The following is a 26460-nucleotide window of genomic DNA, read 5'->3' as shown; positions in this document are numbered from 1 at the left end:
TCGGGTTGGTTTTTCAGTTTTTATATTCGTTTTATTTTATAGGTAATAGAGTCATGAAACAGTATTTAGCGCTTTGTCAAAGGATTGTAGATGAAGGCACTTGGGTTGAGAATAGTCGTACAGGTAAGCGTTGCCTTACCGTGATAAATGCTGATTTGGTTTACCATGTCGATAACAACGAATTCCCATTAATCACCACCCGAAAAAGCTTTTGGAAAGCTGCGATTGCCGAAATGATTGGCTACATTCGAGGTTATGATAATGCCGAAGATTTTAGAAAAATCGGCGCCAAAACATGGGATGCTAATGCCAACGATAATCAAGCTTGGCTTGACAACCCGTACCGCAAAGGCACTGACGATATGGGAAGAGTCTATGGCGTACAAGGCCGTAGCTGGGCAAAACCTGATGGTGGTTCAATCGATCAGTTACGTAAAATAATTGATAACTTGTCAAAAGGTATTGACGATAGAGGTGAAATTTTAAGTTTTTATAACCCAGGTGAGTTTCATATGGGTTGTTTAAGACCCTGCATGCACACGCATAATTTTTCATTACTTGGTGATACGTTGCATTTGACCAGTTTTCAGCGTTCGTGTGATGTTCCGCTAGGGCTTAATTTCAACCAAGTACAGGTGTTTACCTTGTTAGCGTTAATTGCCCAGATCACCGGCTATAAGGCTGGAAAGGCTTACCACAAAATAGTCAATGCTCATATTTATGAAGATCAACTCGACCTAATGCAGAATGTGCAGCTGAGTCGTCGTCCATTTGAGTCACCAAAACTGTCAATTAACCCAGATATTAAATCGTTAGAAGATTTAGAAACATGGGTGACGATGGATGATTTTGAAGTGACAGGTTACCAGCATCACGAAGCGATTAAGTATCCTTTCTCAGTATAATTTATAGTAATTGGCTCGAATCACTCGAGCCAATTTAACCTGTTAGAGAGTCATTTGTTGTCAAGGTTGTTGGTAGACTTTGTTGTGCCGCTCGCCCCCTTCGTTTCGTTCTTCAGTATTTGTTTTTCCCTGCGCTTGATCATTTAAGAATGTTGAACCATGCTTAATACCTCGGATATCCCGAAGTGTAATGCTGTTGCAAACGATTATTCAGATTGAACTTGATCGACTACACTCCGGATATTGAGATTTTATGGAGTGTAATATGGAACGGGCTATTAGGAATTTTTTAAGCCAAGAGTCAGCTGGTGGTATTTTGTTGATGATTGCTGTTGTACTGGCAATGATTTTGGCCAATTCGCCTTTGTCAGGAATATATCAAGGTTTTCTTGATACCGAAATGCAAGTGCGTGTTGGTAGTTTGGATATTAATAAAACATTCATTCATTGGATTAATGACGGTCTCATGGCCGTATTTTTTTTGCTGATTGGCTTGGAAGTGAAAAGAGAGCTGCTTGAGGGGGCTTTGTCGAGTAGAGAACAAGCTTCATTGCCGACCTTTGCTGCTATTGGCGGTATGGTACTCCCTGCTGCGGTGTACCTCATGTTTAATTACTCCGATCCTGTTACCCAGGTAGGCTGGGCCATTCCAGCAGCAACAGATATCGCATTTGCACTGGGTATTATGGCCCTATTAGGTAGCCGCGTACCCGTGTCGTTAAAAGTGTTTTTGTTAGCATTGGCTATTATTGATGATTTAGGGGTTGTGGTCATTATTGCCTTGTTCTATAGCACTGATCTATCAACCATAAGCTTAATCGTCGCAGCAGCAGCAATTGTGGGTTTAGTAGGGCTTAACCGTCGAGGCGTAACTGGACTGATCCCCTATGGTATATTAGGGATGATTTTATGGATAGCGGTACTGAAATCTGGCGTTCATGCCACGTTAGCTGGCGTTATTATTGCTTTTTGTATTCCGCTGCGTGCTAAAGATGGTTCATCGCCATCAGAAAGTTTAGAGCACCACCTGCACCCATGGAGTACGTTCCTTATATTACCCGTTTTTGCTTTTGCTAACGCAGGTGTCGATTTAGGCGGTATGAGCTTAAGTTCGTTATTATCGCCGGTGCCTCTGGGCATTGCATTAGGGTTATTACTAGGTAAACCACTGGGAATAATAATTTTTAGTTATATTTCCGTAAAACTTAAACTCGCTGTCTTACCCGATGGTGTCAGTTGGGCTCAGATCACCCCAGTTGCTGTGATGTGTGGTATTGGTTTTACAATGTCTATGTTTATCTCTTCGTTGGCCTTTGTTGGTGAGGGGGAAATGTATGGCAATTACGCAAGGCTGGGTATTTTATTAGGTTCATTTACTTCGGCAACGATAGGTTACTTTTGGTTATCTAAGGTATTGCCTAAGAAAGGAGAGTAAGTATGAGAATAGTACTATTATCGCTACTTTTAGCGTTAGGTTTTAGTTCTGCAGTGTCTGCATCGCAGTTCCAAGGTTGCATTGAAGAAACCGAAAGTCCCCTTTGCCAGAGTTATCTTGAAGGCCTGGTTGAAGGTGCACTGATGTACAAAGCTGCTGCAGTTGGTGCGCGTTTAGAGTCAAATGACTATCAGTCTCGTGCGTTAAAATACCGAGGAGGAAAGCGGTTTGAGGCTGCCAACCGGACTTTTTGTCAAAATCGCACCCCAAAAAAAGAGGATTTAGTGGGAGTGCTTAATGAGGTATTTACAGCCGGTAAGATCCAAACTAAAGATGATCTGACCAGTTTGATGTTTGGTTTGACCGATTGTCAGCGTTTAAAATAGCTTATATGTGTTGTAGGGTGAGCAAGAGCCACCCTTGTTTTACTCTTTAACGGAATGATATGGCCAACCTTAATTACAACCACCTGTACTATTTTTGGATGATTCTAAAAAAGGGTTCAGTCACGAAAGCTGCCGAAGCATTGTGTTTAACGCCGCAAACCGTGACTGGCCAGATTAGAGTGTTAGAGAACAGTTTAAAAGGCAGTTTATTTAAGCGAGTAGGGCGGACGTTAGAGCCGACAGAACTGGGTGAGTTAGTGTTTAGGTACGCTGATAAAATGTTTAGTCTCAGTTATGAAATGCTCGACTTATTAAATTATCAGAAAGACGACAATATCCGTTTTGAAGTCGGCATAGCAGCAGCACTGTCTAAAGCGTTAACGAGTCGGGTGTTATTATCAGTTTTGCCTAGCGATGGTTCAATGCATTTGGCATGTTATGAGGCAACGCACGAAAGCTTAATGGAGCGATTAAGGGCACATAAATTAGACATGATTTTGTCTGATTGTGCAGGCGAGAGTTTAAAATACCCAGAAATACTCTCTAAGCAACTTGGTGAAAGTGGGACTGCATTTTTCTCTGCTGAGACCTACAGTAAACCTTTCCCCGATTGTTTAGAGCAAGGAAAACTGTTGATCCCAAGTCGGAGTACTTCTCTAGGGCAGCAATTGGTTCGCTGGTTTGATGAAAAAAACCTTAATGTAAGTGTTTTAGGTGAGTTTGACGATGCCGCAATGATGAAAGCGTTCGGTTTTTTCAAACAAGGTATTTTTGTCGCGCCGTCAATTTATAAGCAGGATATTTTGGCTCATGGGATGACGTTGTTGGGAGAAACCAATGACATTAAAGAGGTGTACCACGTTATGTTTGCTGAAAGGATGATTCAGCACCCCGCCGTTAAGCGCTTATTAGGTACGGACTTCTCTGAGTTATTTGCAGGAAATGATGTAAAAGTGCAACAATTATAATCATAAGTGCAACTTATGGTTATTTGGGTATACACTAGCAACATTGTTTAAGATTGGAGTCATTACTTTGTCCGAATCAATGCTAAAACCGATGAACATTGCTCGCGTTCGCTGGGCATGTCGCCGAGGCATGTTAGAACTAGATGTGTTGTTTCAACCGTTTGTTGAGCAACATTACGAAGCAATGCCTGATACTGATAAAAATACCTTTGTTAGGTTGCTTGAATGTGAAGACCCAGAGCTTTTTGCTTGGTTTATGGGGCATCAAGTGTGCCAAGACCCAGAATTTGCGCAGATGATTGTAAGAGTTCGTGGGCGTCCAACAGCATAGTTTTAGTGTGACAAGCTCGTTCGGTCAACGATTGTCGTTGGCCGTGTTAGCTTCAGTTTGTTTAACCTCTTTTTGTATTTGGCCTTCTTTCGATTCTTCCGTTTATCACTCCTGTCGATTGCTCATTTTCTGCTGCTGTTTGATGTTTTTTATTCGTGTATTTTGGCGGTTGAAATATTGGCGTTGTCAGGTGTTATTGTCGGCAGAAGGTCATGGAGTGTTAAATCAACAGCAGCGTTTTATTGTGACTGGTAAGCCCATCGTGACACCGTTTGCTGTTATGTTTTATGTCGAATATGACGGGAAAGTTACTCGGGTGGTTGTATGGGCTGATATGTTAAACGACACAAATTATCGACATTTGTGCCGTTTATTGCTGCAATCTTATCAATTTCAACGCAAGTTAATTTAACCTGCCAACTTATTTTGGCTGTAAAATAGTGGGCTTTGGTGCTTTTTCCTTGTTAGGGTAATCAATGTTGTAATGCAGACCGCGACTTTCTTTACGCTCCATTGCACAGCGGATGATGAGTTCGGCAACTTGTACAAGATTACGCAGTTCTAACAGGTTATTACTGACTTTAAAATTAGAGTAATACTCTTGGATCTCTTGCTGCAACATGACGCAACGTCTTAATGCACGCTCTAAACGCTTATCTGATCTTACAATCCCGACATAATCCCACATAAATAACCGCAGTTCATGCCAGTTATGCGCAATCACAACCTCTTCATCAGAATTTGACACTTGGCTTTCATCCCAAGCAGGAAGGTGCCCGGGCATCGGTATTTTACCTAGTAAGCTTTCGATATCTTCAGCCGCCGCTCTGGCAAACACAAGGCATTCGAGTAATGAGTTACTGGCAAGGCGGTTGGCACCATGTAGGCCAGTATAAGCGACTTCTCCAATGGCATATAACCCGTTCAAATCTGTTTGACCATGTAAGTCGGTCATTACCCCTCCACACGTATAATGCGCAGCGGGTACCACTGGAATTGGGTCGGTGGTGATATCGATACCAAACTCAAGGCAGCGCTTATGAATAGTCGGGAAGTGTTTTATGACAAAATCAGCAGGTTTATGAGTTATGTCTAAGTACACACAATCAGCCCCTAAGCGCTTCATTTCATAATCGATTGCACGGGCAACTATGTCACGTGGTGCCAATTCTGCTCGCTCATCAAACTCGGGCATAAAGCGGGAACCATCTGGGCGACGTAAAAAAGCGCCTTCGCCTCTTAATGCCTCTGTTAGTAAAAAATTATGGGCATCGGCATGGAACAAACAGGTTGGATGAAATTGATTAAATTCCATATTTGCTACCCGGCACCCTGAGCGCCAAGCCATCGCTATACCATCACCAGAAGCAACGTCTGGGTTAGAGGTGTACTGATATACTTTTGAACATCCACCTGTGGCTAGCGCAACAAAGCGAGCTTTAACTGTTTCTACCTGCTCTAAATTTCGGTTCCAAACATAAGCGCCCTGCACGCGATTACCTGGGCGATTCAATTTAAGCGTTGTGATTAAATCAATTGCATTATACCGTTCGAGCACTTCGATATTGGGGTGAAGACTGGCCTGCTCCTGCAGGGTCAGCTGTACTTCTTTACCGGTAGCATCAGCAGCATGCAAAATGCGTCGATGACTATGGCCGCCTTCACGAGTTAAATGATAGCGAGTCTCGTCTGTACTTCCTTTTGTTGTCTCTTCTTTGTCAAAAGCGACGCCACAATCAATGAGCCATTGCATCGACGCTTTTGCGTTTTCTGCTGTAAATTTAACGACAGGCTCATCGCACAGGCCTGCACCAGCAACTAAAGTGTCATTAACATGAGACTCGATAGTATCATCAGCGTCAAAAACTGATGCTATACCGCCTTGAGCATAGTAGGTTGAACCTTCACTTAAAGGCCCTTTTGACAGTAAAATCACCTTGGCTTTTGCGGCAAGATGCAGGGCTAAGGTTAGGCCGGCTGCGCCACTGCCAATAACCAAAATATCAGATTGATGTTCAACTACTTGTTTCATCGGGTATCATAGTATTATCAGGAGGTTTTACTATGTTAAACCAAGATGCCAGCTGAGGATACTTATCAAAGTCGCATTTACGCCGGGTTTTTATTTTGGTTCACTTACACGGCCTGCTCTGAGGTATAATTCATCATGGCTTCCACGATGAGTAGTGTAATAAAGGTATTTATTGTTCAACAATGTCGATAAAATTAAGTCCAAAACGAAAATAAGCACTCAATTAGCAGCCTTACGTCACCTTAATTGACAAGTGAGTAGGTTGTATCAATTGGGTAGCTAATAAAATTAAATGACTTCTTTAAACATTTTTTTAGAACTTTTTTGAAACTCGCTAGTCTACATAAGTGAATATGATTCGAGCGGCTGAGAAATCAGCATTAGATTTAGGAGTAGTCGGCTCGAATGAGTGGACCAATAAGTGATCAACAATTAGTTGAACGCGTACAACGTGGAGACAAAAACGCTTTTAACCTTTTGGTACAAAAATATCAAAACAAGGTCGCCAACCTGATATCACGTTACGTACGAAATCAGGCCGATGTTGCAGATGTGTCGCAAGAAGCTTTTATTAAAGCTTATCGAGCGTTACCAAACTTTAGAGGTGAAAGTGCGTTTTACACTTGGTTGTATCGCATTGCAGTCAATACTGCAAAAAATCATCTGGTATCACAGGGGCGAAGAGCACCTGCAAATGATGTAGATGTTGAAGACGCCGAATACTACGATGGCAGCGACGCGTTAAAGGAGTTCGCATCTCCTGAACGGTTAGTCTTGTCTGATGAGATTCAAAAGGTTGTGTTCGACACGCTAGATACATTGCCAGAAGAATTGAAGATGGCAATCTCACTGCGAGAACTTGATGGTATGAGTTACGAAGAGATTGCTAATGTCATGGATTGCCCTGTAGGCACTGTAAGATCACGGATCTTCAGAGCGCGTGAGGCAATTGATAAAAAGCTTAAGCCGTTGCTTGAAAAATAGCACCCTTAACAAACATAGGTGATTAATGGATAAATTAGGTCAGGAATGGGTTTCTGCTGCTGTCGATGGTGAGCTCGATGAGCAAGTGCTAGCTGAGTTAGCGGCCGACGCAGATTCACATGAACAGTGGCGTGATTATCATATGATTGGTGATGCAATGCGTGGCGAATTACCACAAACTGTGTCAATCGATCTCAGTGCTAATATTATGGCGGCTATTGATGATGAACCAGCGATGGTGGCACCGAAGTCATCGACGGTTAAGTCAAAGCCTGCGACAAATAATGTAGTAGCACTATTTAAGCAATTTGGTCAGTATGCAATAGCGGCTTCGGTTGCAATGGTAGCCGTGGTGGGAGTGCAAAACTACAATCAAGCGTCATTAGTAGATGATTCTCCGTTACCGGTTTTGAACACTCGGCCGCTCATCGGTAGTGTTTCACCAGTAAGTATGCAGACAGGTGCGATTCAGTCAAACCAAAGTTATACAAGTGAGCAAGTTGTTGACCAACGTCGTCGTATTAATGCTTATATTCAAGATCATATGCTACAACAGAGATTGAATAATGGTGCTATAGAGGGCAACAAAGACGTAGTTCCAGTGCCTGCCAAACAGCAATAAGGAGTTAGCTTGCGTCTGATCCTATTGGCTATTATAGCCATGAGTTTTCCCGCGATAGCGCGGGAAGACATGCCCGCAAATGCTTGGCTAGAAAATATGAGCCAAGCTCTGCGCGAACAAAAATTCAAAATATCGTTAATCCAACTTCAAGCTGATCATATTCGTCCATTAGTTTATATCCACGGTAAAATTGAAGACCAAGAAGTGGCATTTTTAGAGCACTTAAATGGGCCTCCTAAAAATGCAGTTAGGATCAATCAAACTGTTACGTTCATTGAACATGACCAACCCGCCTATAGTGTCTATGCTAACCGTATTGAAGGCCTTTTTCCTGTCGCTTTTGCCGGTAATATTGCCAAACTAGAAAGTGGTTACCAATTTGTATTAGGTGGACGAAGTCGAATTGCTGGGCGTCCAGGTCAATTGGTTCGTATTATCCCTAAAGATAAAAATCGCTACGGTTATCAAGTCTGGTTGGATATGGACACCTTTATACCACTGCGGTTTGATATGCTTACCGGTGATAAGCAGCTGCTAGAGCAAATTTTAGTGGTTGAACTTTTAGTATTGGAAGAGACTCCTGCAATATTAAAAGAAGCACATAAACAGGAATGGCCTGCAGTTATGGGGCTACCTGAACGTGCTGGTGCAGAAGACTGGCAGTTTAGTTGGTTACCAGAAGGCTTTAAAGTTTTAGTTAAAGATCAGCACCGGTTGATCGGTAGCAAAGAAGCGGTTGAATATATTGCCATAAGTGACGGTTTAGCGAACGTGTCTGTTTACGTGGCTAAAGCAGGTGACGCAGCACTTCCTGAAGAGTTAGTTACACGTAATGGCTTATCATTAGCAACGGAACGTGTTGGAAATGCTGAAGTTGTTGCTGTAGGAAAAGTGCCTGCAGAAACACTCAGTCGTATTGCTAAAAGCATTATGCTGCGATAAAGGTATAAGTATATGATGGAAGAGGTTGCCAAAGTTGTTGCAAACAGCAACTCTGGTTGGGTTGTTGTTGAAGTCGAGATGAAGAGTGCCTGTAACCATTGTGACAGTGGAGATGCTTGCGGAACATCTGCTGTCGCTAAAGCCTTTTCTGTGAAAGTGCAGCGTTTTTCTATTCAAACAGAGGGTGTTTTTGCTAAAGGTGAGCGTTTAAAGCTAGGCTTGCCTGAAAGTGTCATCCTAAAAGCTGCTGTATTAGTGTATTTGCTGCCTTTAGTGGGTTTCTTTATCGGAGCTTATGCGGGGAACTTATTGGCGGACTCGCTGGTGGTAAATCAAGACCTGTTATCTGTAATCGGGGCGGCGGTAGGTAGTGTAAGTTGTTGGTCTATAGCTAAAAAGATTGCACGTTCTTTAGAAGATAAGGCTCAGCCTATAATTATAAAATCACTCGGCAAACCAATAGACATCGCGCAATGAGCTTAATTCCTTAGGTGTTTGCGCAACTTTTGATGATAAAAATTGGTATTAAAGCCGCAATCGGGTACAATTCTGCACCTTAAAAATTCTTTTCAACTTCGAGTTTAGTCATCCAAGCATAATGAAGCACATAAGAAACTTTTCGATAATTGCCCATATCGACCACGGCAAATCAACACTCTCAGATCGCCTTATCCAAGATTGCGGTGGTTTATCCAATCGTGAAATGGCTTCACAGGTTTTAGATTCTATGGATCTAGAACGTGAGCGCGGTATTACTATTAAAGCGCAAAGCGTAACCTTGGACTACAAAGCGAGTGACGGTGAAACTTACCAGCTAAACTTTATTGATACGCCAGGTCACGTGGATTTCTCTTATGAGGTTTCGCGTTCTCTAGCTGCTTGTGAAGGTGCGCTGTTGGTTGTTGATGCAGGGCAGGGGGTTGAAGCGCAAACGCTTGCCAACTGTTATACCGCCTTAGAGATGAAGCTGGATGTTGTACCAGTTTTGAACAAAATCGACTTGCCACAAGCTGATCCTGAGCGTGTAGCGGAAGAAATTGAAGACATCGTTGGCATCGAAGCGACCGACGCTGTACGTTGTTCTGCTAAAACAGGCCTCGGAATTGCTGAAGTGCTGGAAACTATTGTGGCAGACATTCCGCCACCAGAAGGTGATCCAGATGGGCCACTACAAGCCTTGATCATTGACTCATGGTTTGACAGCTACTTAGGCGTAGTATCTTTAGTGCGTATTAAACATGGCGTACTCAAGAAAGGTGATAAATTTAAAGTTATGTCGACAGGGGTGACTCATAATGCTGATCGTGTCGGTATTTTCACTCCAAAGCAAACTGATACGCCTGAACTAAAAACGGGTGAAGTAGGCTTCGTTATTGCTGGTATTAAAGAGATCCACGGCGCTCCTGTTGGTGATACTTTAACTCATGCTAAGCATGGCGCACTGGAACCATTACCTGGTTTTCAAAAAGTAAAACCTCAGGTATACGCCGGTGTGTTCCCAATCTCAACTGATGATTACGAAAGCTTCCGTGATGCACTTAATAAGCTCAGCCTTAACGATGCTTCGTTGTTCTTTGAACCTGAAACTTCATCAGCACTTGGTTTTGGTTTCCGTATTGGCTTCTTGGGCCTGCTACATATGGAGATTATTCAAGAGCGTCTAGAGCGTGAATACAACCTAGACTTAATCACCACGGCACCGACAGTTGTTTATGAAATTGTTCAGACCAATGGTGAGACGATTTATGTTGATAACCCATCGGATTTACCTGCGGTTAACAACATTGCAGAGATGCGTGAGCCAATTGTAGAAACCAATATATTGGTTCCTAAAGAGTATCTCGGTAACGTCATTACTTTGTGTGTTGAAAAGCGTGGCATGCAAACCAACATGGTTTACCACGGTAACCAAGTAGCTATTACCTACGACATGCCAATGGCTGAAGTGGTTATGGACTTCTTTGACCGTTTAAAATCCACTAGCCGCGGTTATGCGTCGCTTGAGTATAACTTTGTCCGTTTTGAGCCAGCAGACATGGTACGCCTTGATATTCTTATCAATGGTGACAGAGTAGATGCGCTTGCGATGATTATTCATAAAGGCTTGATCCGTACTAAGGGACTGGCGCTTGTGAATAAGATGAAAGAGCTTATTCCTCGTCAGATGTTTGATATTGCCGTTCAAGCTGCAGTGGGTAGCCAAATTATTGCCCGTTCTTCGATAAAGGCGATGCGTAAAGACGTAACAGCAAAATGTTATGGTGGTGACGTATCACGTAAGAAGAAACTATTGCAGAAGCAAAAAGACGGTAAAAAACGCATGAAGCAAGTTGGTAACGTGGAAGTTCCACAAGAAGCGTTTTTAGCAGTGTTAAAGCTTAATGACTAAGTTAATTCGTTAAGGTTTGTTAATATATCGCTAGACTTTGCGCCGCAGTTTGCGGCGCTTTCATTACTGGCGTATAACCATAGTGACATCGACATAGTTGTCACCATCTCATTATGTTTGGCAGGAGTTTATTAATAATGGCAGCCTATTTTTCTCTTATTTTGGTTTTCGTCACATTAGGTAGTGGCCTCGTTTGGTTGGCTGATGCGCTTTTATTTGCGCCCAAACGTCGCGAAAAGTTGGCAATGGCTCAAGCGGAAAATGTAAATTTGGCAGAAGAAAGTGCGGAAGTGATCTTGCGCGAATCAGCGTTTGTTGAAACTTCAAAATCCATTTTCCCTGTTATTGCATTTGTGCTTATTTTGCGCTCATTTATTTATGAACCATTTCAAATTCCATCAGGCTCAATGATGCCGACACTGCTTGTTGGTGACTTCATCTTGGTTGAGAAGTTTAGCTACGGCATTAAAGACCCTGTTTGGCGTACAACACTGAAAGAAACGGGCAAAGCTGAGCGCGGTGACGTAGCTGTATTTAAGTACCCTAAAAATCCGCAAATTGACTATATTAAACGTATTGTTGGTTTACCGGGTGACAGAATTGTATACCGTAATAAGCAGTTGTTTATTCAACCTGCTTGTGCCGAAGGTCAAAGTCCTTGTCCAGAGCTTAAACTCATTGATAATGCACAGGTTAACCGCGGTGAGTTTTCGCAAGATGGTACACCGCTGTTACGTTTTAAAGAGCAGATTGGTGAAGTGACTCATGACTTACTTATCAATCCTTCTCGACCAGATATGATTAATTATTACTATCGTCAAGACAATGTTCCGTTAACCGAGTTTATTGTTCCTGAAGGGCAATATTTTGCGATGGGCGATAACCGTGACAATAGTACCGACAGCCGCTACTGGGGCTTTGTGCCAGAACAAAACTTAGTTGGCAAGGCGGTAGCAATTTGGATTAGTTTCGAATTTGATCGCGCCCCTGCTGACTTTTTGCCCACTTGGATCCCATCTGGGGTACGTTTTAACCGTGTAGGCGGAATTGTGTAATATGGAACCGATTAAAAATATCCCAAGACTATGTCGTACATTAGGTTATGAGTTTGCTAACCAAGCTCTATTAGATCAAGCGCTAACACACCGTAGTGCCTCTAATAAGCACAATGAACGTCTCGAATTCTTAGGTGATTCTATTCTGTCTATTGTGATTTCAGATGCGCTGTATCATCAATTTCCAAAAGCGACAGAAGGCGATTTGAGCCGCATGCGTGCCACATTGGTTTGCGGTAAAATGCTGGCTGAAGTCGCGATTGAATTCAAACTAGGTGATTACTTAAAGCTAGGCCCTGGTGAGTTAAAAAGTGGTGGCTTTAGGCGTGAGTCTATTTTAGCCGATGCGGTTGAAGCGATTATTGGGGCCATTTACCTCGATTCTGGCATTGATAACTGTACTCGATTAGTGCTTGATTGGTATGCATCACGCTTAAAAGTGATTGAACCGATTAACCAGAAAGATCCAAAGACTCTACTTCAAGAACACCTGCAAAAGTTCAGAAAACCGTTGCCTGTGTATAGAGTGGTCCATACTGAAGGCGATGCCCATGAGCAAACCTTTACCGTCGAATGTGTTGTAGAAAACTTGAGACAAGCCGTTGTCGGGGTTGCTAGTTCACGCAGAAAAGCAGAGCAAAGTGCAGCCGCTCAAGTGTTGGAGTTAATAAATAAATGAGTAACAACGAAGATTTACCGCAAAGTAACGAGCCAAGTCTAGACGATTTGCTAGCGCAGATGAACAACCCTTCATCGGCCGTGAAATACGCAGTAACTTATTGTGGAATGGTCGCGATTGTTGGGCGCCCAAACGTTGGTAAATCAACTTTGCTTAACAAATTGTTAGGTCAAAAAATAAGTATTACCTCAAAGAAACCGCAAACGACTCGCCATCGTATTATGGGGATCCATACTGACGGGCCACGCCAAGTGGTGTTTATAGACACGCCGGGTCTTCACATGGAAGAAAAGCGTGCTATTAACCGTTTAATGAACCGTGCTGCATCAAGCTCTCTGGCTGAAGTGGCGTTAGTGGTGTTTGTCGTTGACGGTATGACTTGGACACCAGATGACGAAATGGTTTTGCGCAAATTGCAAAGCCGTAATGATGGCCGTAAAACTGTGTTAGCCATCAATAAAGTCGACAGCATTAAAGATAAGGAATTGCTATTTCCTTACTTGGAAGAACTGTCTAAAAAGTTTGAATTTGATGAGATTTTACCAATTTCAGCTACGCAAGGGACGAATGTACAACGTATCTTAGATATGTCTGTTGCCGCAGTGTCAGAATCACCTCACTTTTTTCCTGAAGATTACGTGACTGACCGTTCGCAAAAATTTATGGCATCTGAAATCGTTCGTGAAAAGTTAATGCGCTTTTTGGGTGATGAGCTTCCATACGATTGCACGGTTGAAATTGAGCAGTTTAAGATGATGGAAAACGGTGTTTATCAAATTAACGCCCTTGTGCTTGTTGAGCGCGAAACGCAAAAGCGCATGGTTATTGGTAATAAAGGTGAGCGTATTAAAACCATCAGTTCTGCAGCCCGTGTCGATATGGAAGTTTTGTTTGATAACAAAGTTTTCTTAGAGATGTGGGTCAAAGTGAAATCAGGTTGGGCAGATGATGAACGTGCATTACGTAGCCTAGGTTACGGTGAAGAATAGCATCTAATCTTGCTTGAAATAATGCCTCTTTTTAGCAATAAAAAGAGGCATTATTATTTCTATGATTCAGTTTTTATTTGTTTGGTCATGTTTTGGGTAAGCCCTATAGTACAACTCATTGACGATGTGGTTGTTATAACGGTTACTTGATAACATCGTTAGGCCGACAGGCGTATAGCGTTTATCGGCATTTATTATTTTCCTATATAGATGAGACTAATATGGAACGTGGTTATGTGCTACATACAAGGCCATTTCGTGAATCAAGCGTGCTGGTTAACTTGCTAGTAGACGGTAAGGGCCGTGTTGATGCTGTGGCTCGTTTAGGTGGCGTTAAAAACTCAATCCGCAGTATAGTCCAACCCTTTCAACCGCTTATTTTTCAACTGCAAGGTAAGTCAGACCTTAAAAACTTAAAACAAGTCGAAGCTGCAAGCCCCCCGATACCATTAACAGGTGATTGCTTGTATTCGGGTCTCTACCTTAATGAACTGCTGATCCGTTGCTTAACGGTGCAACACAGCACTGAGAACCTATTTTTTAATTATCATCAAACGCTAATCGCAATGGCTAAAGCGTTTAACCAAAGTCAGTTACGCTATTTTGAATTGGCATTGCTACAAGAGTTAGGCACTATGCCATCACTTGAAAATGATCCGTCAGGTGCTCCATTAACAAGTAGTGGTTTTTATCGATTGGAACCTGAACATGGTTTTATGCCAGTGATTGCAACGGCATTTAATCAGCACCGGTTTTTTAGCGGTGAAATGCTGGTTGCGTTGAATCAACAAGCGCTTACTGCCGAGCATTTTGGTGAAGCCAAGCTGTTGATGCGTCAGCTTCTGGCTCCTATACTAGGTGACAAGCCCCTGCATTCTAGAGGGTTATTTACCAAAAAACGCAAACTTTAGTGGTCTATGCGACTGTTAAGAGGCTCTGCGGCTATTATCTCCATGCTGCCCGTTAATTCATCGTGTTAGCAATAAGTGCAGCGCTGCTAGTGATGAACGCTAAGTTGTATTTCTGCTAAATCTACCATCATAAATCACGATTAGTAATGGGTTTTAAACGCGTTAATGATTCACTTATGGTTTGCTCTGGAGGGAATATGAATGCATGTACTTATTTGTACAATGCGGTTATTAGTTAACGCCGCAGCCTTTGTATTTTTGTGTGCACAGAAGTAACAGTATCTCGTTAGTCATGGACTATCATGATCATAGCAATTGTATGCATTGCATTAGATAGTTTGTGTTAACTGGCGATTAATACCTCTCGTTTAGGTGGTGTATACTGGCTAATCGATAAGTCAATCTGTAACATATAGACTTTCATCTCAGCTGTTTTTTAAGGAATTATAATGAGCCGGATCTTATTGGGCGTTAACATCGATCACATTGCCACATTACGTCAAGCCCGTGGAACAAATTACCCTGATCCTGTTCATGCCGCCGCAGTTGCCGAACATGCTGGTGCTGAAGGTATTACGATTCATTTGCGTGAAGACCGTCGCCATATTATCGATAGAGATGTTTACACCTTGGCTAAAACGCTTAAAACGCGCATGAATTTTGAAATGGCAGTCACGCAAGAAATGCTCGACATTGCATGTGAAATAAAACCTGCTTACGTTTGCTTAGTTCCTGAAAAGCGTGAAGAGTTAACAACTGAAGGTGGCTTGGATGTTGCTGGTCAACAAGATAAAATCGCTGCAGCAGTCGCACGTTTAAGCCAGGAAGGCATTAAAGTGTCATTGTTTATTGATGCTGATAAAACCCAAATTGATGCAGCGGTGGCTGTTGGGGCACCTGTAATTGAGATCCATACGGGTTGTTATGCAGACGCTAAAACCGATACCGAAGCGGCAGAAGAACTAAGCCGGATCAGCGAAATGGCCACTTATGCACATGGCAAAGGACTCGTTGTTAATGCCGGACACGGGCTTCATTATCATAACGTTAAAGCCATAGCGGCCATTCCAGAACTCTACGAGCTTAATATTGGCCATGCAATTATCGCTCGCGCTGCCATAGATGGTTTAGCAACAGCTGTTCGTGACATGAAGCAGTTGATGATAGAAGGTCGCCGAGGCGAATAACCGCTGCACAAATATAACGCCGAGCGTGATTTTTTAAGCCGAGAATAGTACCGCTATTCTCGGTTTTAATTTATCTACGGCGCCACTTGAATAGTGTAACGAAAGGAGGGGATATGATTATTGGTTTAGGGACAGATATCGTTGAGATATCACGAATAGAGGCTAGAGTACCAAGTGCTGGCGCCCCCAACTTAGCTAATGACCGTTTGGCGACAAGAGTGCTCACTAAGTTTGAGTTAGGTTTATTTGTGGCGTCAGCTAACCCTGCCCGTTATTTGGCAAAGCGTTTTGCAGCTAAAGAGGCCGCGGCAAAGGCGCTCGGCACCGGTATTGGCCGTGGGGTATCATTTCAACATATTGAGATCAGCAATAACGTTAATGGTGCGCCTATTGTTACATTTACAGGGGGCGCGGCAGATAGAATGGCATTGTTAGGTGGTGTTCGTGGTCATTTGTCTATTGCCGACGAAAAACACTATGCTACTGCTACTGTGATTATTGAGTCGTAACCACAATTTAAATTGTTAACGAATAACGCGAATAGTTTCTCCACGCTGTATCTTATCTCATTTGCAAGTTTGTATTGCAGCCGTTAATCGTCGACACAGATGCGCAGTACTTTATAACGTAAAAATGATTCCTCTGTTCTTCTTAGATAAAATCCATTAAGTTAAGTAACTGTTAAAGTAACTATGTAGTTATACTAAATGAACTGGTAATAGTCGTGAGGTCATTAGATGAAGTCTGCCGTTGAACAGTTATCGACGTACAAAAGTGTGCATTTAAACCCTAGCAATATAACAACGCACTTTTTTGGTGTGCCACTTATTGTATGGTCGGCATTTTTAGCGTTAAACCTTATACCTGTTAACTTTATTGTATTAGATAGCCCGTATTTGAATATTAATATTGCCACCATTATTGCTGTATTATCATTGGTTTATTACTTTGTTTTGCATGCCAAGCTGGCTGTCGGTCTTGCGCTGTTCATGGTGCCAGTACTGTTATCTTCGGCGTGGATTGCTCAGTATGATGGGGCTGGTTACATTGCTATTGTAACGTTCGTTGTGGGATGGATTATTCAGTTTGTGGGTCACAAATATGAAAAGGCCAAGCCAGCGTTTATCGATGATTTGAATCAGCTCTTAATTGGGCCCTTCTTTTTAATGGCTGAAGTGTACTTTAAAATGGGTTTAGAGCAGGCGTTACTGGCAGAGATAACTCCATTAGCGCGCGATAAACGTCGAGCCATTGAAGCGGCTAAAAAATAATTTAGCTATATTGCTTATAAACAAAAAAACGCTAATCATTGATTAGCGTTTTTAGTATTAACTTTCTGTTAAGCATAATTTGTCTGTTTGAAAGGACTGGTGCTAGGTGCTGGTTTGTTTAGGTGTTTTGAAATACTGTGGCAAAACCCGAACCGTTTTCACCATATTATCACCCAGCTTTATCACTTCTATCGGATAGCCTGCAATGCGCATGCTGGTTTTAACTGATGGGATCTCTTCAAGATGCTCCAATATTAAGCCGTTAAGTGTTTTTGGTCCGTCGATGGGGAAGTGCCATTCCATCTCTTTATTTAAATCTCGAATATTAATGCTTGCTTCAATTAGAAAGCTGCCATCTTGTTGCTCACAAATATCTTCGCTAGGCGTAGTAACCATTGAGGTTGTGTAATCACCTACAATCTCTTCAAGAATATCCTCAAGTGTTACCAAGCCCTGAATGTCGCCATATTCATCAACAACTAAACCTATACGCTCTTTGTTTTGCTGAAAGTTGCTTAGCTGTACATTAAGCGGAGTACCTTCAGGTATAAAATAGAGCTCTTTTACGGCACGCAACAATGATGACTTACTGAACTGTTCTTTAGATTGTAATCGCAAAGCATCGCGAAGGTGCACAAACCCAACGGCATCATCAATTGTGTCGCGATAGAGCAATACTCGAGTATGAGGGCTTTGAATCACCTGTTTATTGATGCTTTTAAAGTCATCATTGATGTTAATTGCGTATAAGTCAGAGCGCGGTACCATAACATCTTCTACTGTGACCTTCTCAAGATCCATAATCGACAGCAGCATTTCTTGATGTCGCCTAGGGATCAATGCGCCAGCTTCATGCACCACTGAACGTAACTCCTCTTGGCTTAATGCATCAGAGGTTTTAGTTGTGCGGATCCCTAACAGTTTGAGTACACCGGAGGTGATAAAGTTAATTGCAACGACAAAAGGCGATAAAATAACGAGCAGTATTTGCAACACATGACTAGATGGAAAAGCGATTCGTTCGGGATGTAGCGCTGCAAAGGTCTTAGGCGTGACCTCTGCAAAAACCAGCACCACCAAGGTTAACACACCGGTTGCAATGGCAATGCCTACATCACCGAATAACCGGATCCCGATAATGGTGGCAATTGAGGATGCTAGGATATTAACCAAGTTGTTGCCAATCAAAATTAGGCCAATTAAGCGGTCTGGATGCTCTAGCATTTTAGAGGCTCGAAGCGCCCCTTTATGGCCGCTTGATGCTAAGTGACGTAAACGGTATCGGTTTAGCGACATCATGGCTGTTTCAGACCCAGAAAAATAGGCTGAACAAAGAATCAAGATGAACAAAACAGTTACAAGTACGCTAGTGGATATTTCGTCCAAAAGTTGGAACTCCGCCGTGGATGAATAAATACTATAAAAATAAGTAATTACAGCTATTTTATTTAGCTGTCAAGTTTGGCCCAATATGCAATTGATTGGGCCAATTGACTAAAGTGAGGGTTAGTTGAGGATAAGCTCTTTAACGATACGAGCGCCAAAATATGCCAAAGACAACAATATGCCACCCGTTAATGTATACGCGACAGCGGTTCTAATTTTACAGCCTAACCAGTACTGCTGAGCTAGCATCGCGATGTAAACACACCAAGCCATGCTCGATAAAATTGCTTTGTGCCCTTTGCCTTGTTCAAACATATCGTCTAAGAAGATAAACCCAGTCGCCAGTGACAAACTCAATAAAATGACACCCACAATAATCAGATGATAAAGCTGCTTCTCAACCGTCATTAACGGTGGCATTGCTGAGGTCATCACCAATTTTTTATTTTTGAGTCTATTTTGAATAATGGCTAGCTGAATAGCGTAAAGCCCTGCAATCATGAGGGCGCTGTAAGCCATGAGTGAAAGAACAACATGAACTAATATATCAGGATTAATATCAAAGTGAGTAATGTACTCTGGTGGCAGTAGCCATAAAAGCGCGACTGAAATAACCGAGCAGGCATAAACAACAGGTACAACAACGATCACTTTGAGTCGGAACAATAGTACCGTGAAACTAAAAGCGATGATCCAATTTACCAGTGAGATAACATTGGTCAGGCTTAAGTTTTGCCCATTTTCGGTGAATATCGACTGTGATAACGCTGCGGCATGCAACACCACTGCAATCGTGGCAACACCTGCAACTAACTTTCTGTTTGGGCCGTCAACGTGAAAAAGGCGTGTCGCGACGAGAACCAAAGCAATACTGTAAAAAAACATGGCTGACGCTGGGAAAATAACCATTAAGTATTAACCTATTGTTTTGTTGGTCTATTGTTTCATTATCATTTGTTAGTCATAACCAAAATTTTTGGCAGACTACCGAGTGTATATAGTAACTTGAATCATCAAAAAATCACATGACAGCATCATGCGTCGTAGCCAGGCATGTTTATATTCTAAAACCTGCGAAATCCTGATTACATCTGACTTTAGAGTAACACGATGACGGGTAATTTTGGCAGTGACATTGGTTACAAAAATACCCGGAATTGATGTTATAAGTCAGTTTTTTTGAAAAATGTTTTCTATACGGCCAAATCAGCAGCAAGTTACTTGGTTCATTGAGTAGCATAATATCTGGGCATCGCTATAATACAGCTCCATCAATATTAATTTAATACGGTAAAGAACTGCATAATGTTTGAGAACTTAACTGACAGATTGTCACGTACACTTAAAAATATCAGTGGCCGTGGTCGCTTAACGGAAGATAACGTTAAGGAAACTTTACGCGAAGTTCGCATGGCTCTGCTTGAAGCCGATGTTGCTTTACCCGTAGTTCGCGAATTTGTTAAAAGCGTAAAAGAGCGCGCAGTCGGGCAAGAGGTGTCAAAAAGCCTGAGTCCGGGTCAAGCTTTTATTAAGATTGTCCAAAGTGAGCTAGAAAATGCGATGGGCGAAGCCAACGAGGCTTTGGATCTATCAGCTCAACCGCCGGCAGTCATTATGATGGCTGGTCTGCAAGGTGCTGGTAAAACAACCAGCGTTGCAAAACTATCAAAATTTTTACGTGAACGTGAAAAAAAATCGGTATTAGTTGTCAGTGCTGACGTTTATCGCCCAGCAGCAATCAAACAGCTAGAAACGCTTGCAACAGAAGTCGAAGTTGAATTTTTTCCATCAGATGTTAGCCAAAAGCCTATTGATATAGCTAAAGCGGCGATTGCACACGCTAAGCTTAAGTTCATTGATGTTGTTATTGTCGATACTGCAGGTCGTTTGCATGTTGACGAAGCCATGATGGATGAGATCAAAGAGCTGCACGCTACTGTTAATCCAGTTGAAACCTTGTTTGTGGTTGACGCCATGACAGGTCAAGATGCGGCTAATACTGCTAAAGCCTTTAATGAAGCCTTGCCGTTGACAGGTGTGGTATTGACCAAGGTTGATGGTGATGCACGCGGCGGTGCTGCACTGTCTATCCGCCATATCACGGGCAAACCAATTAAATTCTTGGGTGTGGGTGAAAAAACCGACGCACTAGAAGCGTTCCACCCTGATCGTATTGCTTCTCGCATTCTTGGTATGGGCGATGTGCTCTCTCTTATTGAAGAGGTTGAGCGCGGCGTTGACCAAGACAAGGCCATGAAACTTGCTGCGAAAGTTAAAAAAGGCGGTAGCTTTGATTTAGAAGATTTTCGCGAGCAGCTGCTGCAAATGAAGAACATGGGCGGCATGATGAATATGATTGAGAAGCTACCGGGTGTTGGTCAACTGCCACCAGAGGCGCTTGCCCAAGTTCAAGATGGTAAAATGACCGGCCAAATGGAAGCTATTATTAATTCTATGACACCTGGCGAGCGCCAGCGTCCAGACATTATTAAAGGTTCTCGTAAGCGCAGAATTGCAATGGGGTCGGGTACACAAATTCAAGACGTAAACCGGTTGCTTAAGCAGTTTACGCAAATGCAGAAGATGATGAAGAAAATGTCGGGTAAAGGCGGCATGAAGAAAATGATGCGCGGTATGGGTGGAATGCTGCCACCGGGTATGAAAATGCCAGGCCGTTAGGCTATTTTTGATTGTTCTGTAGTTAAATTTACAGGCTAGATTGAATTTTCATTCTAGCCTGTAAACCGTTTCTGGCGTAATAAACGTCGAATACGGTTGCATTCGCTGGTCAGTCAGGTAAAATCTGCCAGCTTTCTATCTGGAGCTCTCCGCGAACACGGAGTTTCAGTTTTTATTTTTGCTTGATAAAAGCAAATCATTAGAGGATACAAAACGCATGGTTACCATTCGTTTAGCTCGTGGCGGCGCAAAAAAGCGTCCATTTTATAACATCGTTGTTGCTGACAGCCGTAACGCCCGTGACGGTCGTTTCATTGAGCGTGTTGGCTTTTTTAACCCTGTAGCTCGTGGCCAAGAAGAAGCATTACGCTTAGATCTTGATCGCGTTGCACATTGGGTTTCTAACGGTGCTGCTACATCTGATCGTGTAGCAAAATTGATCAAAGACGCACGTAAAGCAGCTGCTTAATAGCGTTAAGGTATAGATTGATGAGCAGTAAACAAGAACCCGTCATACTTGGAAAATTAGGTTCAAGTTATGGCATTAAAGGTTGGTTGAAAATCACTACCTATACCGATTCTGTTGAAGGTATTTTTGATTATTCTCCTTGGCTGTTAAAAGTTGAAGGTGAATGGCGTGAGGTAAAAGTCCTCCAGTGGCGCATGCAAGGTAAAGCGGTAGTCGCTTGCCTTGAAGGTGTAGAAACACGGGATCAGGCTCAGGCGCTTACAAATTGTGAGATAGCCGTAACCACTGAACAAATGGAAGACTTACCAGAAGATGAATTCTACTGGCGAGATCTTATCGGTTGTGAAGTCGTTAATACCAAAGGTTATAACATGGGTAAAGTTCAGGAGATCGTGGAAACAGGATCAAATGATGTACTTCTTGTTAAAGCAAACGCAAAAGATGGCTTTGGCAAAGCGGAACGAATGATTCCCTTTGTTACCGAACAATTCATCTTAAAAGTGGATTTGACGGCAAAACAGATTTTAGTGGATTGGGATCCGGACTTTTAAGTCGAGGTACAGCAGATGTGGTTAGGGGTAGTAACCCTGTTTCCGGAGATGTTTCGTGCCGTAACAGACTTTGGTGTAACGGGTCGTGCAGTTAGCAAGGGCTTGCTAGAGATGCAAACGTGGAATCCTCGTGATTTCACCCATGATAAACATAAGACAGTGGATGACCGCCCATATGGTGGTGGCCCTGGCATGTTAATGATGGTGCAACCTCTACGTGATGCTATCCACGCAGCAAAAGCTGCAGCTGGAAAAGACGTAAAGGTGATTTACCTTTCACCTCAAGGCCGTAAGCTGACACAGCAAGGCGTTGAGGAGTTAGCAACATCATCGAGTTTGGTTTTAGTGTGTGGTCGATATGAAGGTATTGACGAGCGCATTATTCAAACTGAAGTGGACGAAGAGTGGTCGATTGGAGATTACGTGCTTTCGGGCGGTGAACTACCAGCGATGACTTTAATCGATTCAGTATCAAGGCTGGTTCCTGGTGTGCTAGGAAAAAAGGCTTCGGCAGAGCAGGATTCCTTCTCTGACGGATTATTGGATTGTCCGCATTATACGCGTCCTGAAAGTATGGATGGTCTGGATGTTCCAGCCGTATTGCTAAGTGGAAACCACGAACATATTAGACGCTGGCGTTTGCAACAAAGTCTCAGTAGGACTTTGTTAAGACGACCAGAATTACTTGAAAATCTAGCTCTGACTGGCGAACAAGAGAAGCTTTTGGCTGAATTTGTAGACAGCATCAAAAAAGATGATTAGTCGAAGCATAGTTATTACTAGAATGGAGTTTATTTAATGAATAACATCATCAAAATGCTCAATGAAGAGCAAATGAAAACCGACGTACCAGTATTTGGTGCCGGTGATACAGTAGTTGTTAAAGTACGTGTTGTAGAAGGCGGTAAAGAGCGTCTACAGGCGTTTGAAGGCGTTGTAATTGCTAAACGTAACCGCGGTGTTCACTCTGCGTTTACTGTACGTAAAATCTCTAATGGCGAAGGTGTTGAGCGTGCGTTCCAAGTTCACAGCCCAATCATCTCTAGCATCGAAGTTAAGCGTCGCGGCCGTGTTCGTCGTGCTAAGCTTTACTACCTACGTGAGCGTTCAGGTAAGTCTGCACGTATCCGTGAGAAGCTAGCTACTAAATAATTATTCTTGTAATAATTAGTTTAGCTAAAAAAAAGATGCAGTGTTCGCACGAGAAACCGCCTATATGGCGGTTTTTTGTTGGCTGCGATTTAACCCTGAACTACAAATAACTGCATGTTTTATATCTATATCGTTTCATTCTTTAGGCAAGCAAAACAATTTGGTTGCTAGTTTACCTTAGCCTTTTAGCTGTCAAATATCAGCAGTCTACAATTGTACTGTTAATTATCCACTTCACTGTAATGTTTGCGATATCAATTTTTTGCAATATACCCATAGTAATGAAATCCATTTTCAGAAAAGTTAAGGCTGACAGAGTAAGGCCGTAAAAGTTAAAACTACTTTTGTAATGGTATTACATACATCATCTAGGTGAGTTCATAGTTTAGAGGAAGTCGCTATTTTCTCGATGAAAGAGGCTATGAAGTAAATTATTAGTTCTACAAAAAATAACTTAGTTAATCGACGTTGCTGCTTGATCTTAACTTCAAGCACAGGCATAGTAGTCATAACTTGTACTGGTGTAGCAGTACGTAAATACAGATTTTGGTAATGGCTTATTCATCGGCTGGATCAGCTGGTAATGATAGATGATTAAATTGAAACAGGTGGCTAGCATGCAGCAAGATACGATTAACGACATTCACATTAGCGCTGAAAAAGTGTTGGTTACTCCGCAGGAGTTAAAGCGCGATTTACCATTATCAGCTGTTGCTAACAAATATGTACTTAATGCCCGCAAAACGGTTTCAAACATCGTCCATAAACGTGACAACAGAGTGTTGGTTATTTCAGGTCCTTGCTCTATTCATGATATTGACGCTGCTAAAGAATATGCTTTAAAACTAAAAAAATTACATGATGAGCTCAATGATCAATTCTACATCTTGATGCGAGTATACTTTGAAAAACCCCGTACCACAGTGGGCTGGAAGGGGATGATCAATGACCCTGATATGGATGAATCATTTGATGTAGACAAAGGTTTGCGTAAAGCCCGTGAACTGATGATTTGGCTTGCTGAAATTGGGTTGCCAGTTGCCACTGAAGCGCTTGATCCTATTAGTCCACAGTACATGTCAGAGCTTATCACTTGGTCAGCGATTGGCGCTCGTACAACTGAGTCGCAAACTCACCGTGAAATGGCCTCGGGCTTATCGATGCCTGTCGGCTTTAAAAATGGCACTGATGGTAAACTAGGTGTGGCAATTAATGCACTTGAGTCTGCGGCGAGTAGCCATCGCTTCATGGGGATCAACCAACAAGGGCAAGTAGCACTATTGCAAACCGCAGGTAACCCTGATGGCCATGTTATTTTACGCGGTGGTAAAGCGCCTAACTATGATGCAGCCAGCGTGGCTGAATGTGAAAAACAGTTACACGCCGCTAAATTAAATGCTCGATTGATTGTAGATTGTAGTCACGGTAATTCATCAAAAGATCATAATAAGCAAAAACCAGTCTGTGAAGATGTGTTTAACCAAATTATCAACGGTAACCAATCCATTATTGGTGTCATGCTTGAAAGCCATTTAAATGCTGGCAAACAAAGTAGTGACCTACCGTTTGATGAACTAGCATACGGTGTATCAGTGACAGATGCTTGTATTGATTGGTCGACAACAGAAACACTATTACGTAGCAGTGCTGTAGACTTAGCTTCTATATTACCTACAAGGTTTGATATGCTGAAAGTTGCTAACGGCTAATGGATGAGAAAGTAATGAGCGAAAAGACCACGGCAGATCTAGAAAACCTTAGGGGCTTAATTGATGGCGTTGATAAGCAATTATTGCACCTACTTCGTAAACGTTTGGATTTAGTCGCTCAAGTCGGTGCGGTAAAGCACGGTGCTGGATTACCAATCTATGCGCCACAGCGTGAGGCATCAATGTTAGCTAAGCGTCGCGACGAAGCCAAAGCAATGAACATCGAACCGCAATTGATCGAGGATATTTTGAGACGCTTAATGCGTGAATCTTACCTCAATGAAAAAGATGTTGGATTCAAACAAGTTAAACTCGACTTAGGTCATGTAGTTATTGTTGGCGGTGAAGGCAAGCTTGGTGGTTTATTTTCACAGATGCTGACGTTGTCTGGCTACCAAGTTAAGTCATTAGACAAGGACGACTGGGCCAATAGTCAACGTATTTTTGAGGGGGCAGGGCTGGTTATCGTGACCGTTCCGATTAATATCACCTGTGAGTTAATTGCTGAGCAATTAACTCAATTACCAGCTAATTGCATTCTTGCTGACTTAACATCAATTAAAACGGCTCCAGTTGAGGCGATGTTAGCAGCACATTCTGGTCCAGTACTGGGTCTGCATCCGATGTTTGGTCCAGATGTTGGCAGTTTAGCAAAACAGGTTGTGGTGGTTTGTCATGGACGAGGTGAGTCTGAATATCAGTGGCTGGTAGAGCAAATTAAAATTTGGGGGGCTCGTATTGTTGAAGCTGAACCACAAAAGCATGATAAAGCGATGCAGTTGGTACAGGCAATGCGGCACTTCTCGTCATTTGTATATGGACTTAACCTTTATAAAGAAAACGCAGATATTGAGTCTTTATTGCAATTTAGCTCACCAATTTATCGTTTAGAGTTGGCAATGGTAGGGCGGTTGTTTGCCCAAAGCCCTGAACTCTATGCTGACATTATTTTTGCACAAGAGGAAAGCTTGGTCGCAATCAGTGATTATTTAGATAATTATTCACAAGCATTAGCGATATTAAAATCAGGTAATAGAGAAGCATTTGTACAACAGTTTAAAGATGTTGCGCAGTGGTTTGGTGATTTTGCACCACAGTTTCAGCGAGAGAGTCGAGCTATGCTGCAGTCGGTGAATGATATGAAAACGGACTGATGTAGTAACTGCGTGGTGATTGAAGGAGCTTAGGCTCCTTTTTTTATGCTCAGTCTGCGATTTTAACCTTAATGCGAATCAATAGCGTTATCAATATGGTGGCGGTAAACCAGAACAAATAGATAAAACTCATCAACTCTTCGATTTTTTAGCCCCATTTTAGTGATCTTATTCATAGTTCTAGCCTTTGACTCGATAAACCACTTTTGGATTTTTTGGATCCGCGTACACTTAACTTAAAAGATGCATATAAAATGCATGTATTAATTAGGAG

Annotated in this window: 28 protein-coding genes; 25 read left to right on the top strand and 3 right to left on the bottom strand. The window is 42.4% G+C overall.

Annotation, left to right across the window (positions count from 1 at the left end):
• The first annotated feature begins 53 nt into the window (after positions 1-53).
• From RGE70_RS13580 to RGE70_RS13555, 6 genes are all read left to right on the top strand, one after another.
• Entirely contained in the window at positions 54-905 is an 852-nt protein-coding gene (locus RGE70_RS13580) for a thymidylate synthase (RefSeq protein ID WP_310471976.1), read from the top strand.
• A 265-nt stretch (positions 906-1170) separates the two neighbouring features.
• Positions 1171-2340, top strand: a complete 1170-nt coding sequence (gene nhaA, locus RGE70_RS13575) for a Na+/H+ antiporter NhaA (protein WP_310471975.1) — start codon at positions 1171-1173, stop codon at positions 2338-2340.
• A 2-nt stretch (positions 2341-2342) separates the two neighbouring features.
• Entirely contained in the window at positions 2343-2726 is a 384-nt protein-coding gene (locus tag RGE70_RS13570; protein WP_310471974.1) for a hypothetical protein, read from the top strand.
• A 59-nt stretch (positions 2727-2785) separates the two neighbouring features.
• Positions 2786-3694: a transcriptional activator NhaR gene (gene nhaR, locus RGE70_RS13565; protein ID WP_310471973.1), complete on the top strand. Its 909-nt coding sequence runs from the start codon at positions 2786-2788 to the stop codon at positions 3692-3694.
• Positions 3695-3785: 91 nt separating this feature from the next.
• Positions 3786-4025 carry an FAD assembly factor SdhE gene (locus RGE70_RS13560; RefSeq protein WP_375087950.1) on the top strand — a complete coding sequence of 80 codons (240 nt, stop codon included), beginning with the start codon at positions 3786-3788 and terminating at the stop codon, positions 4023-4025.
• Positions 4006-4437, top strand: a complete 432-nt coding sequence (locus RGE70_RS13555; protein ID WP_310471972.1) for a protein YgfX — start codon at positions 4006-4008, stop codon at positions 4435-4437. Before RGE70_RS13560 ends, RGE70_RS13555 begins: the two co-directional genes overlap by 20 nt.
• 9 nt (positions 4438-4446) lie before the next feature.
• On the opposite strand, the gene nadB is transcribed toward RGE70_RS13555, so the two are convergent.
• Entirely contained in the window at positions 4447-6057 is a 1611-nt protein-coding gene (nadB, locus tag RGE70_RS13550; protein ID WP_310471971.1) for an L-aspartate oxidase, read from the bottom strand.
• 405 nt (positions 6058-6462) lie between these two features.
• On the opposite strand from nadB, the gene rpoE reads away from it, so the two are divergent.
• The 12 genes from rpoE to RGE70_RS13490 all read left to right on the top strand — a co-directional run bounded on the left by rpoE (position 6463) and on the right by RGE70_RS13490 (position 17086).
• Positions 6463-7041, top strand: coding sequence for an RNA polymerase sigma factor RpoE (rpoE, locus tag RGE70_RS13545; protein WP_310471970.1), 579 nt, complete (start codon positions 6463-6465; stop codon positions 7039-7041).
• A 25-nt stretch (positions 7042-7066) separates the two neighbouring features.
• Complete coding sequence (locus RGE70_RS13540) at positions 7067-7663, top strand: sigma-E factor negative regulatory protein (protein ID WP_310471969.1); 597 nt, start codon at positions 7067-7069, stop codon at positions 7661-7663.
• Between the two features lie 9 nt (positions 7664-7672).
• Positions 7673-8605, top strand: coding sequence for a MucB/RseB family sigma factor regulatory protein (locus RGE70_RS13535; RefSeq protein WP_310471968.1), 933 nt, complete (start codon positions 7673-7675; stop codon positions 8603-8605).
• Positions 8606-8617: 12 nt separating this feature from the next.
• Complete coding sequence (locus RGE70_RS13530) at positions 8618-9082, top strand: SoxR reducing system RseC family protein (protein WP_310471967.1); 465 nt, start codon at positions 8618-8620, stop codon at positions 9080-9082.
• Between the two features lie 121 nt (positions 9083-9203).
• On the top strand, positions 9204-10994 hold the full coding sequence (lepA, locus tag RGE70_RS13525; protein WP_310471966.1) for a translation elongation factor 4: 1791 nt from the start codon (positions 9204-9206) through the stop codon (positions 10992-10994).
• A 137-nt stretch (positions 10995-11131) separates the two neighbouring features.
• Positions 11132-12049: a signal peptidase I gene (lepB, locus tag RGE70_RS13520; protein ID WP_310471965.1), complete on the top strand. Its 918-nt coding sequence runs from the start codon at positions 11132-11134 to the stop codon at positions 12047-12049.
• A gap of 1 nt (position 12050) precedes the next feature.
• A complete protein-coding gene (gene rnc / locus RGE70_RS13515; protein ID WP_310471964.1) occupies positions 12051-12728 on the top strand; it encodes a ribonuclease III in 678 nt (225 codons plus the stop codon).
• Positions 12725-13717, top strand: a complete 993-nt coding sequence (era, locus tag RGE70_RS13510; RefSeq protein ID WP_310471963.1) for a GTPase Era — start codon at positions 12725-12727, stop codon at positions 13715-13717. Before rnc ends, era begins: the two co-directional genes overlap by 4 nt.
• Before the next feature lie 221 nt (positions 13718-13938).
• The gene (gene recO / locus RGE70_RS13505; protein WP_310471962.1) at positions 13939-14628 is read left to right on the top strand and encodes a DNA repair protein RecO; all 690 of its coding nucleotides are present in this window, start codon (positions 13939-13941) and stop codon (positions 14626-14628) included.
• Between the two features lie 449 nt (positions 14629-15077).
• Complete coding sequence (pdxJ, locus tag RGE70_RS13500; protein ID WP_310471961.1) at positions 15078-15815, top strand: pyridoxine 5'-phosphate synthase; 738 nt, start codon at positions 15078-15080, stop codon at positions 15813-15815.
• A 113-nt stretch (positions 15816-15928) separates the two neighbouring features.
• Positions 15929-16324 carry a holo-ACP synthase gene (acpS, locus tag RGE70_RS13495; RefSeq protein ID WP_310471960.1) on the top strand — a complete coding sequence of 132 codons (396 nt, stop codon included), beginning with the start codon at positions 15929-15931 and terminating at the stop codon, positions 16322-16324.
• A gap of 228 nt (positions 16325-16552) precedes the next feature.
• Positions 16553-17086, top strand: coding sequence for an Mpo1 family 2-hydroxy fatty acid dioxygenase (locus RGE70_RS13490; RefSeq protein WP_310471959.1), 534 nt, complete (start codon positions 16553-16555; stop codon positions 17084-17086).
• Between the two features lie 102 nt (positions 17087-17188).
• Here the strand turns inward: RGE70_RS13490 and RGE70_RS13485 are convergent, their stop codons facing one another.
• A complete protein-coding gene (locus tag RGE70_RS13485) occupies positions 17189-18472 on the bottom strand; it encodes an HlyC/CorC family transporter (RefSeq protein WP_310471958.1) in 1284 nt (427 codons plus the stop codon).
• Positions 18473-18592: 120 nt separating this feature from the next.
• The gene (locus RGE70_RS13480) at positions 18593-19381 is read right to left on the bottom strand and encodes a cytochrome C assembly family protein (RefSeq protein WP_310471957.1); all 789 of its coding nucleotides are present in this window, start codon (positions 19379-19381) and stop codon (positions 18593-18595) included.
• Positions 19382-19777: 396 nt separating this feature from the next.
• Between RGE70_RS13480 and ffh the strand changes: the two genes are divergently transcribed.
• From ffh to tyrA, 7 genes are all read left to right on the top strand, one after another.
• On the top strand, positions 19778-21151 hold the full coding sequence (gene ffh / locus RGE70_RS13475) for a signal recognition particle protein (protein ID WP_310471956.1): 1374 nt from the start codon (positions 19778-19780) through the stop codon (positions 21149-21151).
• A 217-nt stretch (positions 21152-21368) separates the two neighbouring features.
• Complete coding sequence (rpsP, locus tag RGE70_RS13470) at positions 21369-21620, top strand: 30S ribosomal protein S16 (protein ID WP_310471955.1); 252 nt, start codon at positions 21369-21371, stop codon at positions 21618-21620.
• Between the two features lie 20 nt (positions 21621-21640).
• Positions 21641-22171 (top strand): ribosome maturation factor RimM, encoded by a 531-nt coding sequence (gene rimM, locus RGE70_RS13465; protein ID WP_310471954.1) that lies wholly within the window; start codon positions 21641-21643, stop codon positions 22169-22171.
• A 15-nt stretch (positions 22172-22186) separates the two neighbouring features.
• Complete coding sequence (gene trmD / locus RGE70_RS13460; protein WP_310471953.1) at positions 22187-22933, top strand: tRNA (guanosine(37)-N1)-methyltransferase TrmD; 747 nt, start codon at positions 22187-22189, stop codon at positions 22931-22933.
• Positions 22934-22969: 36 nt separating this feature from the next.
• Entirely contained in the window at positions 22970-23323 is a 354-nt protein-coding gene (gene rplS / locus RGE70_RS13455; protein ID WP_310471952.1) for a 50S ribosomal protein L19, read from the top strand.
• Positions 23324-23940: 617 nt separating this feature from the next.
• Positions 23941-25032, top strand: a complete 1092-nt coding sequence (locus RGE70_RS13450; protein WP_310471951.1) for a 3-deoxy-7-phosphoheptulonate synthase — start codon at positions 23941-23943, stop codon at positions 25030-25032.
• A 14-nt stretch (positions 25033-25046) separates the two neighbouring features.
• A complete protein-coding gene (gene tyrA, locus RGE70_RS13445) occupies positions 25047-26186 on the top strand; it encodes a bifunctional chorismate mutase/prephenate dehydrogenase (RefSeq protein WP_310471950.1) in 1140 nt (379 codons plus the stop codon).
• Positions 26187-26460: the final 274 nt, after the last annotated feature.

It is taken from the genome of Shewanella youngdeokensis (assembly GCF_033180165.1).
GTDB lineage: Bacteria > Pseudomonadota > Gammaproteobacteria > Enterobacterales > Shewanellaceae > Shewanella > Shewanella youngdeokensis.
Note: the sequence above shows the minus strand (reverse complement) of the source record. Positions and strands in the feature narration are given on the sequence as shown.

What these genes read in the sequence shown, in the direction of transcription:
- RGE70_RS13580 (WP_310471976.1), top strand. Translation starts at nt 54, where the DNA reads ATGAAACAGTATTTAGCGCTTTGTCAAAGGATTGTAGATGAAGGCACT.
- nhaA (WP_310471975.1), top strand. Translation starts at nt 1,171, where the DNA reads ATGGAACGGGCTATTAGGAATTTTTTAAGCCAAGAGTCAGCTGGTGGT.
- RGE70_RS13570 (WP_310471974.1), top strand. Translation starts at nt 2,343, where the DNA reads ATGAGAATAGTACTATTATCGCTACTTTTAGCGTTAGGTTTTAGTTCT.
- nhaR (WP_310471973.1), top strand. Translation starts at nt 2,786, where the DNA reads ATGGCCAACCTTAATTACAACCACCTGTACTATTTTTGGATGATTCTA.
- RGE70_RS13560 (WP_375087950.1), top strand. Translation starts at nt 3,786, where the DNA reads ATGAACATTGCTCGCGTTCGCTGGGCATGTCGCCGAGGCATGTTAGAA.
- nadB (WP_310471971.1), bottom strand. Translation starts at nt 6,057, where the DNA reads ATGAAACAAGTAGTTGAACATCAATCTGATATTTTGGTTATTGGCAGT.
- rpoE (WP_310471970.1), top strand. Translation starts at nt 6,463, where the DNA reads ATGAGTGGACCAATAAGTGATCAACAATTAGTTGAACGCGTACAACGT.
- RGE70_RS13540 (WP_310471969.1), top strand. Translation starts at nt 7,067, where the DNA reads ATGGATAAATTAGGTCAGGAATGGGTTTCTGCTGCTGTCGATGGTGAG.
- RGE70_RS13530 (WP_310471967.1), top strand. Translation starts at nt 8,618, where the DNA reads ATGATGGAAGAGGTTGCCAAAGTTGTTGCAAACAGCAACTCTGGTTGG.
- lepA (WP_310471966.1), top strand. Translation starts at nt 9,204, where the DNA reads ATGAAGCACATAAGAAACTTTTCGATAATTGCCCATATCGACCACGGC.
- lepB (WP_310471965.1), top strand. Translation starts at nt 11,132, where the DNA reads ATGGCAGCCTATTTTTCTCTTATTTTGGTTTTCGTCACATTAGGTAGT.
- rnc (WP_310471964.1), top strand. Translation starts at nt 12,051, where the DNA reads ATGGAACCGATTAAAAATATCCCAAGACTATGTCGTACATTAGGTTAT.
- era (WP_310471963.1), top strand. Translation starts at nt 12,725, where the DNA reads ATGAGTAACAACGAAGATTTACCGCAAAGTAACGAGCCAAGTCTAGAC.
- recO (WP_310471962.1), top strand. Translation starts at nt 13,939, where the DNA reads ATGGAACGTGGTTATGTGCTACATACAAGGCCATTTCGTGAATCAAGC.
- pdxJ (WP_310471961.1), top strand. Translation starts at nt 15,078, where the DNA reads ATGAGCCGGATCTTATTGGGCGTTAACATCGATCACATTGCCACATTA.
- acpS (WP_310471960.1), top strand. Translation starts at nt 15,929, where the DNA reads ATGATTATTGGTTTAGGGACAGATATCGTTGAGATATCACGAATAGAG.
- RGE70_RS13490 (WP_310471959.1), top strand. Translation starts at nt 16,553, where the DNA reads ATGAAGTCTGCCGTTGAACAGTTATCGACGTACAAAAGTGTGCATTTA.
- RGE70_RS13480 (WP_310471957.1), bottom strand. Translation starts at nt 19,381, where the DNA reads ATGGTTATTTTCCCAGCGTCAGCCATGTTTTTTTACAGTATTGCTTTG.
- ffh (WP_310471956.1), top strand. Translation starts at nt 19,778, where the DNA reads ATGTTTGAGAACTTAACTGACAGATTGTCACGTACACTTAAAAATATC.
- rpsP (WP_310471955.1), top strand. Translation starts at nt 21,369, where the DNA reads ATGGTTACCATTCGTTTAGCTCGTGGCGGCGCAAAAAAGCGTCCATTT.
- rimM (WP_310471954.1), top strand. Translation starts at nt 21,641, where the DNA reads ATGAGCAGTAAACAAGAACCCGTCATACTTGGAAAATTAGGTTCAAGT.
- trmD (WP_310471953.1), top strand. Translation starts at nt 22,187, where the DNA reads ATGTGGTTAGGGGTAGTAACCCTGTTTCCGGAGATGTTTCGTGCCGTA.
- rplS (WP_310471952.1), top strand. Translation starts at nt 22,970, where the DNA reads ATGAATAACATCATCAAAATGCTCAATGAAGAGCAAATGAAAACCGAC.
- RGE70_RS13450 (WP_310471951.1), top strand. Translation starts at nt 23,941, where the DNA reads ATGCAGCAAGATACGATTAACGACATTCACATTAGCGCTGAAAAAGTG.
- tyrA (WP_310471950.1), top strand. Translation starts at nt 25,047, where the DNA reads ATGAGCGAAAAGACCACGGCAGATCTAGAAAACCTTAGGGGCTTAATT.